Source organism: Pseudomonas sp. KH_046_1, from assembly GCF_057839025.1.
Map to the genome: position 1 here is coordinate 186189 of NZ_CM174481.1, position 15258 is coordinate 201446.

Annotated in this window: 11 protein-coding genes; 9 read left to right on the forward strand and 2 right to left on the reverse strand. The window is 57.4% G+C overall.

From position 1 onward, the window contains the following. Nucleotides 1–12 precede the first annotated feature (12 nt). A complete protein-coding gene (locus AC3IT9_RS00855; protein ID WP_489271689.1) occupies nt 13–933 on the reverse strand; it encodes a LysR family transcriptional regulator in 921 nt (306 codons plus the stop codon). A 183-nt stretch (nt 934–1116) separates the two neighbouring features. On the opposite strand from AC3IT9_RS00855, the gene AC3IT9_RS00860 reads away from it, so the two are divergent. Further along, the gene (locus AC3IT9_RS00860) at nt 1117–2037 is read left to right on the forward strand and encodes a TauD/TfdA dioxygenase family protein (protein WP_489271690.1); all 921 of its coding nucleotides are present in this window, start codon (nt 1117–1119) and stop codon (nt 2035–2037) included. A 134-nt stretch (nt 2038–2171) separates the two neighbouring features. Further along, nucleotides 2172–4532, forward strand: a complete 2361-nt coding sequence (locus tag AC3IT9_RS00865; protein WP_489271692.1) for a TonB-dependent receptor — start codon at nt 2172–2174, stop codon at nt 4530–4532. A 53-nt stretch (nt 4533–4585) separates the two neighbouring features. Here AC3IT9_RS00865 and AC3IT9_RS00870 read toward each other — a convergent pair whose 3' ends face one another. Further along, on the reverse strand, nt 4586–4897 hold the full coding sequence (locus AC3IT9_RS00870) for a hypothetical protein (RefSeq protein WP_150756841.1): 312 nt from the start codon (nt 4895–4897) through the stop codon (nt 4586–4588). Nucleotides 4898–5271: 374 nt separating this feature from the next. Between AC3IT9_RS00870 and AC3IT9_RS00875 the strand changes: the two genes are divergently transcribed. The 7 genes from AC3IT9_RS00875 (at nt 5272) to AC3IT9_RS00905 (ending at nt 15096) form a co-directional block, all read left to right on the forward strand. Beyond that, on the forward strand, nt 5272–6072 hold the full coding sequence (locus tag AC3IT9_RS00875) for an energy transducer TonB (protein WP_489271694.1): 801 nt from the start codon (nt 5272–5274) through the stop codon (nt 6070–6072). A gap of 44 nt (nt 6073–6116) precedes the next feature. Continuing rightward, nucleotides 6117–6842: a MotA/TolQ/ExbB proton channel family protein gene (locus AC3IT9_RS00880; protein ID WP_489271696.1), complete on the forward strand. Its 726-nt coding sequence runs from the start codon at nt 6117–6119 to the stop codon at nt 6840–6842. A 1-nt stretch (nt 6843) separates the two neighbouring features. Further along, on the forward strand, nt 6844–7245 hold the full coding sequence (locus tag AC3IT9_RS00885; RefSeq protein ID WP_008045412.1) for an ExbD/TolR family protein: 402 nt from the start codon (nt 6844–6846) through the stop codon (nt 7243–7245). Between the two features lie 289 nt (nt 7246–7534). Then, nucleotides 7535–8116, forward strand: a complete 582-nt coding sequence (locus AC3IT9_RS00890) for an alpha/beta hydrolase (protein WP_223444204.1) — start codon at nt 7535–7537, stop codon at nt 8114–8116. A 55-nt stretch (nt 8117–8171) separates the two neighbouring features. Further along, a complete protein-coding gene (locus tag AC3IT9_RS00895; protein WP_489271698.1) occupies nt 8172–9098 on the forward strand; it encodes a sigma 54-interacting transcriptional regulator in 927 nt (308 codons plus the stop codon). Nucleotides 9099–9310: 212 nt separating this feature from the next. Further along, nucleotides 9311–10357 (forward strand): hypothetical protein, encoded by a 1047-nt coding sequence (locus AC3IT9_RS00900; RefSeq protein ID WP_489271700.1) that lies wholly within the window; start codon nt 9311–9313, stop codon nt 10355–10357. A gap of 32 nt (nt 10358–10389) precedes the next feature. Then, the gene (locus AC3IT9_RS00905; RefSeq protein WP_489271701.1) at nt 10390–15096 is read left to right on the forward strand and encodes an RHS repeat domain-containing protein; all 4707 of its coding nucleotides are present in this window, start codon (nt 10390–10392) and stop codon (nt 15094–15096) included. The last annotated feature ends 162 nt before the right edge of the window (nt 15097–15258 follow it).

Sequence of the window (15258 nt, forward strand, 5' to 3'; positions counted from 1 at the left end):
CGCGAAGAGGCCCTAAACCGCGACGCTGATCTGCTGCCTGTCCACCGCCACCAACGTCTCGATCATCGCCCGCGCCGCCGGCGACAAGCGGAACCCGGTGCGGCTGACGATCCCGCACCGCGCATTCATGCTCTCGATGTTCTGCGGCAGGTTGCGCCAGTGCAGCAGCACCAGTGAACCCTGGGCAATGTCTTCAACAAACGCTTCTTCAGTCCCCACGCCAATCGCATTCGATTGCAGCACCACTTTCACCAGCGCCGGGAAATGCTCGGTCTCGATGGTCGGCGAAAAGTCCACCCGTCCACTGAGGTTCGCCAGCAGTTTGCGAATGCCCGGCGGGATCATCGTGGTTGCCAGTGGGTAATCGAACATGTCGTTGGTCGACAGGCTTTCCTTGGCCAGCAGCGGATGCCCGGGCCGGCAGAAAAATACGCCGCGCTTGGGCGTCAGGGCCTGGGTCTGGAAGTTCGGGTCGGACTCGAAATGGCGGATGTCGGCGATGAAGAATTCGATCTCCTCACGGCTCAGCGCACGGCTGAGTTTTTCCCAGTTATCCACCTCGAAACAGGTGCGTACTTTCGGATGCGCATTGATGAATTGCGCCACCGCATCCGGCACCAGTTTCACCGCCGGTGCCGGGCCGCAACCGAAGCGCAGTTCACCGGCATCGAGCTTGGTCATCTGCGTCACTTCGCAGCTGAGCAACGCCGCACCCTGCACCAGGCTGCGGGCATGTTGCAGCACCACCAGGCCTTCGGGGGTGGGGCGCAAGTCCTTGTTGCCACGGTCCACCAGCACGCAGCCGAACTCGTGTTCGAGCCCCTGAATGCTGCGGCTGAAGGCAGGCTGGGTAATGCCCATGGCCTCGGCCGCGCGCACGAAACTGCGGTGTTCGTCGAGGGCGATGAAGTAACGCAACTGGCGAAGATCCATATGCTTTTCCGGCATCCTAAAAATAGCTCGAAGGCATTTGCGACGAGGGTTGGCTGAGGTTTTAAATGCAACCTCTTATTCCGTCAACGAAACATTAAGATATCTATTAGATCTAAATAGAATATAGATAGAGCAGTGTTTCGCGGCCGGTTCAACCGCAAGCAGTCTGATGAGGGTCTACCCATGAGCAATGCCGCTTTCGCAGTACAACCCGCTGTTCACGCGCTTGAAATCCATCCGGTGGCCGGTCGCATCGGTGCCGAAATCCGTGGCGTACAGCTTTCGGGCGAGCTGGATGCCGCCACTGTTGAAGCCATTCAACAGGCACTGCTGCAATACAAAGTGATCTTCTTCCGCGAGCAGACCCAGCTCGACGATCAACGCCAGGAGGCGTTCGCCCACCTGCTCGGCGAACCGGTGGCGCACCCGACCGTGCCGGTGCGCGAGGGCACGCGTTTTCTGCTGGAACTGGACGGTGCCGAAGGCCAGCGAGCCAGCTCCTGGCACACCGACGTGACCTTCGTCGAGGCCTACCCAAAAGCCTCGATCCTGCGCTCGGTGGTGGCCCCGGCTTTCGGCGGCGACACCCTGTGGGCCAACACCGCCACTGCCTATGACGGGTTGTCGGCGGAGCTGCGTGAGCTGGCCGACAAACTGGTCGCCGTGCACAGCAACGAATACGACTACGCCGGCACCCGGCCTGACGTCTCGGCCGAGAAGCTGGAGCGCTATCGCAAGATCTTCACTTCGACCGTCTACGAGACCGAGCACCCGGTGGTCCGCGTGCACCCGATCAGCGGTGAGAAGAGCCTGTTGCTAGGGCATTTCGTCAAACGCATCAAGGGCTATTCCCAGGCCGATTCGGCGCACCTGTTCGGCTTGCTGCAAAGCCATGTGATCCGCCAGGAAAACGTCGTGCGCTGGCGCTGGAAGGCCGGTGATGTGGCGATCTGGGACAACCGCTCCACCCAGCATTACGCGGTGGATGACTACGGGACCCAGGACCGCATCGTGCGGCGGGTGACGCTCAAGGGTGAAGTGCCGGTGGGTGTGAACGGGCAGGTCAGCCAGACGGTGAAAGGGCCGGATATCGACGGCGTCTGAGCCGACGCTATCGCGAGCAGGCTCGCTCCCACAGGGGATCTTCGGAGTTCACAGGACCAGTGTGGGAGCGAGCCTGCTCGCGATGGCGGCCTATCAAGCAACAAAGAATTTACTTTGATCGGGAACCCCGCCTTATGAGTCCGTTGCACGTCGCTTCAACCTCTTCACCCCAACGGCTCAAACGCCTGCCACTGGCCTTGTTGCTGGCAGGCAGCGCCAGTTGGAGCCAGGGCTATGCGGCCGAAAGCACGCCCCCTGAAACCACTCCAAAAAAAACCGCCACGGCCGACAGTGCACAACTGGAAACCGTGACCGTAACAACCCGCCGTCGCGAAGAAAGTTCGCAGGACGTACCGACGCCCATGAGCGTGGTCAGCGGCCAGACCCTGGAAATCCAGCGGGTCTATCGCATCCAGGATCTGCAACAGCTGGTGCCCAGCGTCAACGTCGCCTATATGCATGCGCGCCAGTCCAGCGTGTCGATTCGTGGCCTGGGCAACAACCCGGCCAGCGATGGCCTGGAAGGCAGTGTCGGGCTGTACATCGATAACGTTTACCTCGGCCGACCCGGCATGGCGGTGTTCGACCTGATGGACATCGAGCAGCTCGAAGTGCTGCGCGGTCCGCAGGGCACCTTGTTCGGCAAGAACACCACTGCCGGCGTGATCAACATCAGCACCCGCGCGCCGACCTTTACCCCTGAACGCAGCATCGAATCTTCGGTGGGCGAGGACGGCTACTTCCAGACCAAGGGCACAATTTCCGGCCCGCTGAATGATGAACTGGCCGGACGCTTTTCTGCGTATCGCACCCGCAGCGACGGCGATATCAAGAACGAATTCGATGGCCACGATTTGAACGGCGGCTCCCGCGAAGGCTTCCGTGGCCAGTTGCTGTTCAAACCCAACGAGTCGTTCAACCTGCGCTGGATCGGCGACTACAACGAAGAGGACTCCAGCGCCGGCACCCGGGTGTTGTTCAACACCGGGCCGACCATCAATGGCTTCAATCTCTATCAGTCGCGGGCCAATGCGGCGGGCGCGACACTGGTCGACGGCACGCACCGCAAGGTCAACCTGAACAACGACCAGCACGTCACCGTGCATCAGGGTGGCACATCGGTCGAGGCCAACTGGACGCTGCCGAGCGACTTCACCCTGACCTCCATCAGCTCCTATCGCTGGTGGAATTTCACCCCGCGCAATGATGACGGCCTGAACGTCTCCACCTTCTTCAATGCCGGCGTTTCGGTGGAGGATAAGCAGTATTCCCAGGAGTTTCGCCTGGCGTCGCCTACCGGTGGATTCTTCGATTACGTGCTTGGCGCCTATTACTTCGGTTCCGACCTGGACAACAAATCCTTCACCTTTTACGGCCCGCAAGCGGACATCTGGAACGGCACGCCCAACGGGGCGCTGAACAACATCGACAGCGTCGGCAACGGTCATATCGAAACCAACAGCTTCGCGCTGTTCGCCCAAGGCACCTGGCACCTGACTGAACGCCTGGATTTCACTGCCGGGTTGCGCGGCACCTATGAGGAGAAAAACGCCTGGGTCACCCGTGATGCGCCAGTGGGTGGTGCAGCGGTTACCGGTGCGGCGGCCGCGGCACGACGTGCTCGCGCTGGCGTCTTCGATTCCGGCGATCTGAACCAGTACAGCTCCAGTCCCTCGGGCCTGTTGAACCTTAGCTACCGCCTCACCGACGACCTGCTCACTTACGCCACGTTGTCCCATGGCGAAAAATCCGGTGGGGTCAACCTGGCCGTCGGCACGGCGCCGGTGGCCGGTGCCGACTCGCTGCTGATCGGCACCGAGCGCGCCAACAACGCCGAACTCGGTTTCAAGAGCACCCTGTGGGACCGTCGCCTGCAACTCAACGCCAACCTGTTCTGGACCCAGGTCAACGGCTATCAGACCAACGCCTACGACGACGTCAATCGCGTGCAATACCTGACCAACGCCGGCTCCGTGCGCTCCCGCGGCGTGGAGTTCGAAAGCACCCTGATCCCGCTGCGTGGCCTGACGCTGAACATCAATGGCTCGTACAACGACGTCAGCTACCTCTCGTACAAGGACGCGCCGTGCCCGCCGGAAGTCAGCCTGGCGCCGGGCGCTCCGGCGTCCTGCGACCTCAGCGGCCATCAAGTGGTGGGCGCCTCGAAATGGATCGGCAACGCCAATGGTGAATACAAATGGAACCTGAGCAACGGCTTCGAAGAGTACGTCACCGCCAGCTATGCGTTCCGCTCCAAGGCGGTGGGCACGGTGGAAGATTCCGACTTCGGGCAGATCCCGAGTTATGCGGTGGTCAACCTGTCCACCGGCCTTCGCGGCGACTTCAACCAGGGGCAGTGGGACGTTTCGCTGTGGCTGAAAAACGCCTTCGACAAAACCTACTACACGACGCTGTGGACGGCCGCGAACGGCGGGTATGAAGGCCTGCTTGGCACGCCTCGGACATTGGGTCTGACCGGTCGATATGACTTTTGAACGGCACAAAAAAACCTGCGGCTTTCCGGGGAAAACCGCAGGAGGAAATCGCCTCAGTTGCCGGTGATCAATACGCAGGTTTGGGCTTTACAACCCTTGCCGGTACTCAGTGAAACGAACCTGATGACCGCTTCGGGTGTGGAGGTGGAAAAGGTGAGGGTTGCGTCTTTGAAATCCTGGGTCTGAAAGCGTTCATCCGGCAATACGACGCCTTTCCATTTTCCCTGGAAGACGTTGATCGGGTAGCTGGTCTTGTTTCTGATCTCGAGTTCAATCGCTCCCGTGTCCTTGGGGGTGGCCGCAAAAATCGAGAGTGGCGCCAGTAACAGCGCCATGCAGATCAATGGCCGGGTAGTGAATGTCATGGGTACTCATCCTGAGTTGATTGATTGGTGTGGGTACATCGCTTGTCGTTCTAAAACGGGCGGTGGCGCTTTAGCAATGTTGCGGTTGTAAGGGGGCATGTGCGTTTGCCGAAAGCGGCCAAAAAGCATGCCTGCCGAGAATATTTTCCATGCCTTGTAAGCATGTGGTTGCAGGCCCATGGCCAGACGCCTTGCGGAATCAGGCGTGCAGCCATTCGAACATTTCTGCTATTCGTTTTGGTTCTATTTTTAACTTTAAAAATTACTTTCGGGGATAAGCGTGCCGACCAATGATTCACCCAGCGACCTGTCGTGTGGGGGATGTTGAGCACGATGTTTCGCTAATCCGCAAAGAGACCGCATGGAGTTAAACAATGGGCAATGTCCAGATCGCCGCCGGTGCACATGAGGTGCTGTGGCGCCAGGCACCCGGTGGTGAGTTGGTCGACCTCGGCCGACCACACCGGGTGCCCTTGGGCCAGTTGCGTTTGCAGCGCGCGCCCAAGGGCGTTCTTCGCCGGCGGGAAGCGATCGTGCTGGGCGTGCTGGCGTTGCTGGTGCATGGCGCGGTGATCTATTGGGTCAATCAGCAACCGACCACCGTGCTGCCCATCGTGCCACCGGAGATACCGCCGATGACCATCGAGTTCTCGCGTCCGGCGCCACCGGTGGTCGAGCCTCCGCCTCCGCAACCTGTCCAGCCTGTGGTGGAGCCGCCTGCGTCCGTGGAAGACGAACTGGCGGTGAAGCCACCTCCACCGAAGCCGGTTCCCAAACCAAAGCCGGTGGCCAAACCTGTACCGAAACCGGCGCCAAAAGCCGTTGAGCAACCACCTGCGCCGCCACAACCGGCAGCGCCTGTCGCGGCCCCGGCGCCACCTGCGCCCGCACCTGTGACACCAGCCTCGGCCACCGCCGGTTACTTGAAAAACCCGGCACCGCAATACCCGTCACTGGCCCAGCGTCGCGGCTGGGAAGGCACGGTGTTGTTGCGCGTGCAGGTGCTGGCCAGCGGCAAGCCCGGCGAGATCCAGCTCCAGAAAAGCAGCGGTCGCGATGCACTCGACGAAGCCGCGCTGAATGCAGTGAAACGCTGGAGTTTCGTGCCGGCCAAGCAGGGCGATGTCGCCCAGGACGGCTGGGTCAGCGTGCCCATCGATTTCAAGATTCATTAAACCGAAACCAATTTCGCGCGAAACGTTTACACGAGGAATACACCATGACGTTACTGGCCTCTCCACTTGAATCCATCGAAAGCGCGGTGATCTGGCTGCTGGTGGTTTTTTCCGTCGCGACCTGGGGTCTGGCATTGCTCAAGGGCGTGCAGTTCGGTCGCCTCAAGGCACAGGATCGAAAGTTTCATCAACAGTTCTGGGCCGCTTCGAGCCTCGACTCGGCGGCCGAACTGAGCGAAACCAAACCCGGAGCGGCAGCCCGGGTTGCACAGGCCGGTTATGCGGCAATCCAGGTAGGCGAGGCGCCGCAGGCGGCGGACTTGAGCCAGGCGATCAATCATCAGGATCGTCTGGAGCGTGCCTTGCGTCAGCAGATCGTGCGTGAGCGCCGGTCGCTGGAAACCGGGTTGGCGGTGCTCGCGAGCATTGGCAGCACCTCGCCGTTCATTGGTTTGTTCGGCACGGTGTGGGGAATCATGGAAGCGTTGAAAGGCATCAGCGCGGCAGGCTCGGCAAGCCTTGAAACGGTCGCCGGACCGATTGGCGCGGCACTGGTCGCCACCGGTGTAGGGATCGCCGTCGCGGTGCCGGCGGTGCTGGTTTACAACTATTTTTTGCGTCGTTTGAAACTGACGGCGGCGGACCTGGATGACTTCGCCCACGACTTCTACAGCCTGGCGCAGAAGAGTTCGTTCCGCGTGCTGATCCACCCGACGGTGCACAAGGCGGCAGCCCAGGGCAATGCGCAGAAAGTGAAGGAGGCGTCCTGATATGGCCTTCTCCACGCAAGACACCGATGAGGTGCTCAGCGAGATCAATGTGACGCCGCTGGTGGATGTGATGCTGGTGTTGCTGGTGGTGTTCATCGTCACCGCGCCACTGCTGACCAACGCGATACCGATCAACCTGCCCAAGACCGAGGCGGTCGCGCCGGTGGAGCAGAAAGACCCGTTGGTGGTGAGTATCGACGGTGCCGGCAAACTGTTCATCAACAAGGACGAGATACAGCCGGACTTGCTGGAGTTCAACCTCAAGTCGGCGAAGGCCAAGGACCCCGAAGTGCGCGTGCAGTTGCAGGCGGACGATGGGGTGAATTACGGCGAAGTGGCGCGGGCCATGGCGTCGATCGAGCGGGCAGGGATTACCAGGTTGTCGGTGATTACTGCGCGATAACAGATTTTCGTTTTCCGGGGCCGTCTCCTTGGCAGGGTGCGGCCCTTTTTTTGCCTCGATTTTCGCGAACACCGCAGTACCCCTGTGGGAGCGAGCCTGCTCGCGATGGCGTCTTCAAATTCAACATCAAGGGTGGCTGATCCATCGCTATCGCGAGCAGGCTCGCTCCCACAGGTCATGTGGTTTATATTCGATATGGGTCTTAATAAATAGCTTCTTATTCCTTAACGAATATAAATCCTCTCCCTATACTCGACCGGGAACAGACACGCAGCAGGAGAGCTCCCCCATGCGCAACGAATCAATTCGCTACCTGATTGTGCCGGGCTGGCAAGGATCGCCAGAAGATCATTGGCAAAGCCACTGGCAGAACAGCCTGCCGAACAGCGCACGGGTGGAACAGGCCGACTGGCTGACGCCGCGCCGTGAAGACTGGGTCGCGGCGCTGGCCGAGGCGATTGCCGCCGACAGCACGCCGGTGATTCTCATTGCCCACAGCCTGGGTTGCATCACCGTTGCCCATTGGGCGGCGAGCGCCCCCGTGCAGTTTTTGCGTCAAGTGCGCGGCGCCTTGCTCGTCGCGCCGGCAGACGTCGAACGCCCGGCCTGCGCGCCGGCCTTGCGCAACTTCGCGCCGATTCCGACGGATCTGCTGCCATTCCCGAGCCAGATCGTCAGCTCCGACAACGACAGCGCCGTCAGTGCACCGCGAGCCTTGGAACTGGCGCGCCACTGGGGCGCCGAAGCGGGGATTCTGGCGGGGGCAGGGCATATCAACGTGAAGTCCGGTCACCAGCGTTGGGAGCAGGGTTTTGCCTATCTCTATCGCCTGCAAAACCGCATGGAACACCACGCCCTGCGCCGCGCTTGAACACTTTTTTTATTTAACGCCCCCGTCTCCCGGCGGTCTTGGGCGGGAGTCTGCCATGAGCTTTGAAACCTTTGGTCAGCCGCTGCTGACCTTTCCCGATGCCGAAAAAAGTCCCCTGAGCATTCGCGCCAAGGCACTGGTGTTTGTCGATCCACGGTCACGGCAACTACGTGAAGACCTTGAGCAACTGGCCACGCGCTCAGTGTCAGTGCTGATCCGTGGCGAAACCGGCACCGGCAAGGAATTGCTGGCCCGCCATATCCACCGCGCCAGTGATCGCGGCGGGTTGTTCGTGTCGGTCAACTGCGGGGCCATCAGCCCGACCTACGCCGACGCCGAGTTGTTCGGCTATGCGGCGGGCAGCTATAGCGGCTCGGCGAGCAGCCGCGCCGGGTGGTTCGGTTCGGCCAACGGCGGCACGCTGTACCTGGACGAAATCGGCGACCTGCCGCTGCCGATCCAGACCAAACTGCTCGCTGCGCTGGAAAACCACGAAGTCACCCGCGTCGGTGCCCAGCAGCCGAGTCCGGTGGATGTGCGGCTGGTAGCGGCCACCAGCATCGATCTGGCCCAGGCGGTTGCCGCCGGAAAATTCCATGAACGGCTCTATCACTACCTCAGCGAAGGCCAACTCGAACTGCCGGCACTGCGTGAGAGGGTGGGTGACATCCTATCGCTGGCCGAATACTTCCTCGGGATCTACAGCCAGCGCCTCGACTTGCCAGTACCGCTGATCAGCGAGGAGGCGCAACAAGTGTTGGAGCGGCACAGTTGGCCGGGCAATACCCGGGAGCTGGAGAATGTCATTCACTTTGCATTGCTGGTCAGCACTGGTGACGAAATCTTGCCGGAGCATTTGAATCTGTCGGTTGTCCGGCCATCTGCGGTTCTTATACAAGGATGGATAGATCAACTTGTTCAACAAGGAGATGTCGCTGAAGTCCGGGCGCTGAAAAAATATTTCACAAGCATCAATATATAAGCTCATTGATTATATTTATAACGAAACCAGGCAATTGATTGTTGCTTGGTTTTTGTGGGCGCTGATCCTTGTTGTTATATTTTGTACTATTTGTAGTGTGGTTGTAACAATTTTGCGTTTTGCAGGCTGATGGGGTTTGACATATCTTTTAATTTCTCTTGGATACATTGATATCCGTCATTGTTAAATATCATATGAAAAGGGATTTTTCTGTGAGGTTTGTTGAAAATAATGCTGCGATAGCTCCAGGTACCGAGGATGAGTTAAAAGATATCAATCCCCTTGTCGAGGGCCATATGCCTGCTGATCCGGGGATGGCACCTATGTCTTTTAAAGAGGCTGATTCTCCTGAGTGGATAGACCTCAAACGATTTCAGGTCTTCTCGACTTCGGGCGGAAATATAATTTACGCCAATGGGTATCAGCAGTTGAAATTGATGGTAGTTGTGCAAGCTGTAGACGATGGGCAAAAGGCAGTAGGAATTTCCCAAAGCGAGTTCGACAGCATTCAACTGCTGGATGCCTATTCCGACAAAGCCCTGCCGATAGACAACATTCGAGACGGAGAGGAACCGGCGTGGAAGTACACGTTGGAGCGACACGTATCATACGAGCCGTTTCGCCACGCGGGTGAACTGCATGGCCCGGTTGTGCGGGGGAAAGCCATCTTTCTCAAGGAGTTCTACGTCAGCAGCAACTCTCCCGATCCCATCAAGCTCGTTGCGGCCATTACCCGTTCGGACGGGGAGGTGTTCTATTCGGAAGAAACCTCGGAATTCGGTGAAATAAGCTTGAGGACCGTTCCTCCGCCGATCTATCGAAAAGAACAGTTCAGGGTCAAACACCTATCCGGCAACTGGGAACCGACAGAGAACGTTGCCAAGGTTGATCGATATGTTCTGGACCTGTTAGTGGATCAGCACCATATAAAATTCATCGATTGCTCGATAGCCGGCGTGTTGCATGCACGCAGTGAGCATCCCGACTATCTCGGGTATTACGCCGTTGGCTATTTTAAAGGGCTCAGGGCTAATCATGGCGCGGAGGTATTGTGGGAAACAGCCGATACACTTGCGACCTACCATGAAGAGCAAGGAAAAGTCACTTTTTTGATGCACTTTGCCAGAAAGGGCGGAACGTCCCAGGTTCGACATGATCATTTGTTGGTGAAGGTGTTTGTTCGGGATATGTATGGGAACAGGCATGAAATCGACGTCGCAATGAACACCCGAAATCCTTCGATGATCGAAGTTGTTTAATTTTACTGTATCTGCAAAATCAAGGAATGATGATGAGTACAGCAGTGCCAGAAGTGGAATCCAACGCATTCAATTTTTCTGAATTTATCCAGTCTGGAGTTGATGTCCGTACCGGCTCTTATAGTACCAGCATTAATCTCGCGGGGTGGGTGGCTAACAATATCAACGGTCCACAGATATCCTTCAGTATTTCATTCGATAGTTTCCGCACAACAGATTTCGGTTGGGGACGCGGTTGGTCATTGGGTTTGAGCTCCTACAATCGGAAGACCCGTAAACTGACCCTTGCAAGCGGTGTTTCTTATCGTGTCTACATCAGCAGAGGGCAGCTCATCGTCAGGGATAAAAAGCTTCAAGACACTTGGGTCACGCTCGACGGCGACAATCTGGTTGTCAGCCATAAAAACGGTCTGATCGAGAGGTTGGTCAGGCCGGATGAAACGTATGACGAATGGTTACCCGAACATGTTCACTCCAACGAAGGGCGCTCGATCAGTCTGAAATACATGTTGGTACGGGGGCGCCGCGTCCTGCACGAAATTCACGATCAGCAACACCGCGTCGTGGCCCTGAGTTATGAAGCGAAAGATCAACCCGCCAGTATTACCGTATGGCCTGATCATCCGCAAAGACGCTTGAAGTTTGTTTTAGGGGTTCGCGATGGATGGCTCCGGCAGATAACCCTTGATCACTGTCCCGCCGAGCACCTTGTATGGTCATTCGATTACCAGTTACACGATGGTTTTCTGGTCATGACGGAGGTCCGCGCGCCAGGTGGCAGTGTCGAGAGTATTGAGTACGCTCCTCAGCAGCATCGGTTGCCGCTCGGGGCACCAATCAGTGCTTTGCCGGCGGTACGGCGCAGTGTTCTGGTGCCGGGTTCAGGGTTGCCGACGATCACCCGTGTCTATGAATACTCCGACAAAAATTTCCTCGGCTATCAATCGGGACTTCGTTGGGTGCAGGACGGGGACCATCTGCATGGGCACAAAGGGCCTTACACCTACTCCTGTACCGAAAGCCTGGTTAGGGGCGTGGGCAAAAAGACAGTTGAACTGAGTCGCATCGAAAGAACCTACAACCGCTTCCACCTGATGATCTCGGAAAAGTCACTTACCAACGGGAAAGTGCAGCAAAGAACGATTAGCTATCACGATGTTGACGGTCTGTACTTCTCCGATCAGCCCGCCCATTTCCAACTGCAGAAAACATCTGTCGTCAGTTATGTCGATACCTCTACGAGCGCCGCGTCCCGAACCGAAACCACCCATACGACCTATGATGAATCCGGCAATCTGATAACGCAGATAAATCCGAGCGGAGCCCGGGAGGATTACGTCTATTATCCGGCAGAAGGTGCCGAGGGTTGCCCCCCCAACCCACTGGGTTTCATCACGGCATTGAAGGAGCGATCGGTCACGCCTTCACCTGATTTTGCCCCGGTGCCGACGGTCATTGTCCGTTTTTCCTACATTGACTTGCCCTCCATGCGCGAAGACGGTCATCGGTTTTTGTTGCCTCAAAGCGAAAGGCTGTTTGAAGGAGGGAATAAACAGCCAAGCGTGGATACTCGATTCGAGTACATCGATGATGCCAGTGATGCGTTTTACGGACGCCTCAAGAGTCGCTCGCAAGTCGAGCACAACCGCAACCGCCGTCTCGAATTCAAATATTCAATTGATGGAGATTGGGTAGAAACCCTTCAACAATTGTACGTGGGTAGCGAAAGGCATGATCGCAAAGTCTGGCATGACCGATTTATCGGACAGGAAGTCAAGGTTCGGGATGGGGCCGGTAATGAGTTGTTGAAGTCGTACGACAATCTGAACCGTGTTGTTTGCGAGACAGTGGCATTCGATGGAACGGATATCGCGTCACGCATCACCGAATTCTACGGTGAAAGCCAGCCAGAGGACGGCGCAACCATCGGCATCACCAGCATACGGGGTGTGCTGAGCAAGATTTGGCTCGACGGGGTCGGGCGCACGACCAAAGTCGAAGTTCAGGATTTCGATTCAACCGACAGGCCAATGCGTCTGAGCTATGAGGCCCACTACGACAATTTTGGTCGACTGGTGAGCGAAGTCAGCCAGGACTGGTTCGATGGCAAGGCCACTGCGTCAACCACGACCTACAGCCACGACGACTGGGGGCGCGTATGCAGAACGGTAGGTCCTGATGGTGTCGCGGTGAACGATGTGTTTGACCCGGTTTCATTGACTCGAACATGCTGGTGCGACGGCGCTGGAAAAACCCGTTCTGTATTGAACGTGTTCGGTAAGCCAGATCGGGAAGAACGCATCGATTCCGAGGGTGTGGTCACGATTACCGCGACTTTTTCCTACGACGGACTTGGGCGTTGCCTGACGCAAACCAACGAGGCAGGATTCGAAACGAGCTTCCGTTATGACCTTTTCGGTCGTCTGATCGAGACGACTCTGCCGGATGGTACTTCGATTAAAAAAAAGTATGACCCTCTGAGCACGGGTGATCATCCGATCGAAATCAGTGCCGATGACTACGTGTTGGGCGCCCGGACTTATGACGGTTTGTTGCGTGTCACCAGTACGACTGTCGGCGGCAGAACCGAAACAAGGACCTATGAGGGTGGTGGCGTTCAAGCTTTGCAGCAAGTGACGGCGGCGGGCGATATTTTCAGGTTCACCCTTGATCCCATGCTCAACGGGGCAGTGACCGAGCGGATGGGCAGCCACGCTCAATCAGCCAGATATCGATTTGATCCATTGACCGGGCAACTCGTCGAAACCTCCAGCCCTGCCATCCAGCGCCGGGTTGAGTACGCCAGGTCAGGCAAAGAGAAGTCCCAGGAGTGGATCTCCAGTGAAGGCCGCTTCGGCACCGCCACTACCCGTTCATTGAATGGGCTGCCCATCAGCTTTACCGATGTTAACGATGTAGAAACTACTTATATCTATGACGCTGCGGCGCGGCCCGTAGAAATTCAGCAGGGACCGGTTCTAGCGAAGTACACCTACGGTGCCCGGGGCCAGTTGCTGACATTGAGTGTCGAAGACACCACCTCGAAACGTTCGCTGACGACCACCTTGATTCACGATGAGTTCGGTCGTGAGATCCAGCGTACTTCACAGTTCGGCGACGGATCTCGCCTGGAAATCCTTCAAGTGTTTGGGGCCGATGACAAACTTCAGCAGCGATCGTTGGTATCCGGTGCGCAATCACGTACAGAAACCTTCACCTACGACTGTCGCGGGCGCCTGAAGCGCTATGATTGTGCAGGCACGCAGGCACCGACCGATGCCTGGGGGAAACGCATTGATTTTCAGAAATTCACCTACGACTACCTCGATAACCTGTTGACGGTGCGTACGGGTTTCGATGGGGGGGAGGACCTGTGCACGTTTTCCTACGATCGTCCTGACAAAACCCAGTTGAGTTCACTGACTCACAGTCATGCGCACTATCAGCCCGGGCATGTGAGCTTCGAATACGATGCCAACGGTAATCTGCTCAACGATAACAAAGGGCGCACGTTCCGGTATGACACTCTGAGTCGGCTCGAAAGTGTGGCCAGCGCTGGCGGTGGTGCGCATTATCAATACGACGGCGAAGATCAATTGCATGCGGTGGCTGCCGAATCCGGAGAGCTGATCAGGTTTTTCTATAGCGAGCATGCGCTGTGCAGCGAAGTGGCGGGTAACCACCGACGCAGTCTGTTGTCAGGCGACGGCAAGTCCTTGGCCGAGCAGCAAGGTGACGACGTTGTCTTGTTTGTCACGGATGGTCAGGGCACGGCCCTTGCTCGTCTTGGATCTCAAGACGAATCTGTTTTGTCCTGTCTTCCCTATGGTGATCGCCCCGCATCGAGCGGATTTGGCGCCCTGCTGGGGTTTCAGGGTGAGCGACTGGACCCGTCAACCGGGTGCTATCTGCTCGGCAGGGGTTATCGGGCCTACAACCCCCGATTGATGCGGTTTCACAGCCCCGACAGTTGGAGCCCCTTTGAGGGTGGCGGCATCAATGCCTATGCCTATTGTCTGGGAGATCCGGTCAATCTCAAGGATCCCACCGGGCATATCTCGACCTTGGGGTGGGTGAAAATCGGTGTGACCGCTGCCCTGGCCGCCGCTGCGATTGCGCTGACAGTCGTTACCATGGGCGCAACCGCACCACTCGTGCCGATCTCGGCTAACGCCTTCGCCTTGTTAACACTGGAGGTCATTTCCGCGACGGTTTCAATTGCCTCGGCGGTTGTCGATGAGCTGGCTCCGGATACCGTTGGCGCCCAGATATTGACCTACTCGTCGATAGTGCTGGGTGTGGTGTCGTTCGGGGCCACCGCGGTTGCAAAAGTTGGCGGTAAAGGCATTGGCTTTGCGTTGACGAAAAGTGTGGACTCCCTGGCGGACGTGATGACTGCACAGCGAGGAGTCGCGCGCGTGGCGGTGGGGCGGCGTCTATACGGCGCTGTTTCCACGGCAAATGAGGCATTGAGAAGTACAGTCAAATTGCAGAGCCGGCTCAACAACGTGTTGACGGCAAAAAAGGTAATCAGTGGGGCGAGTATCGCTTCTACAACAGCTTTCATGGTCGCGAATTCGGAAAAGTACGCCGCCAAAGCCGACGCATTTCTTCAAGATCACTGGTCATCACTGGCTGAGGATTTCAGTGCTCAGAGGTTTCGAAGCGATGCGGTGGACGCTCTGGAGTCATTCACCCATGAGATTGGCGAGCAGATTGTCACGCTGCGTGGCATTTGAGCAATGATGACCGGAGATTTGGATGCTTTCAAAATGGAATATAAACTTGAATAAAAGTTATTATTCGGGAATAAAAAATCCCGGTATTGTCCGCTTCACGCCAGCGATAGCACTTCACTGGCACCCTCATGTTCAAGCCGTCGCCACAAGCGACTGTGATTT

Bases quoted from the DNA above. Each gene is read 5' to 3' on its own strand.
- AC3IT9_RS00905 (WP_489271701.1), top strand. From the start codon at position 10,390: ATGAGTACAGCAGTGCCAGAAGTGGAATCCAACGCATTCAATTTTTCT.
- AC3IT9_RS00875 (WP_489271694.1), top strand. From the start codon at position 5,272: ATGGGCAATGTCCAGATCGCCGCCGGTGCACATGAGGTGCTGTGGCGC.
- AC3IT9_RS00855 (WP_489271689.1), bottom strand. From the start codon at position 933: ATGGATCTTCGCCAGTTGCGTTACTTCATCGCCCTCGACGAACACCGC.
- AC3IT9_RS00895 (WP_489271698.1), top strand. From the start codon at position 8,172: ATGAGCTTTGAAACCTTTGGTCAGCCGCTGCTGACCTTTCCCGATGCC.
- AC3IT9_RS00890 (WP_223444204.1), top strand. From the start codon at position 7,535: ATGCGCAACGAATCAATTCGCTACCTGATTGTGCCGGGCTGGCAAGGA.
- AC3IT9_RS00865 (WP_489271692.1), top strand. From the start codon at position 2,172: ATGAGTCCGTTGCACGTCGCTTCAACCTCTTCACCCCAACGGCTCAAA.
- AC3IT9_RS00885 (WP_008045412.1), top strand. From the start codon at position 6,844: ATGGCCTTCTCCACGCAAGACACCGATGAGGTGCTCAGCGAGATCAAT.
- AC3IT9_RS00880 (WP_489271696.1), top strand. From the start codon at position 6,117: ATGACGTTACTGGCCTCTCCACTTGAATCCATCGAAAGCGCGGTGATC.
- AC3IT9_RS00870 (WP_150756841.1), bottom strand. From the start codon at position 4,897: ATGACATTCACTACCCGGCCATTGATCTGCATGGCGCTGTTACTGGCG.
- AC3IT9_RS00860 (WP_489271690.1), top strand. From the start codon at position 1,117: ATGAGCAATGCCGCTTTCGCAGTACAACCCGCTGTTCACGCGCTTGAA.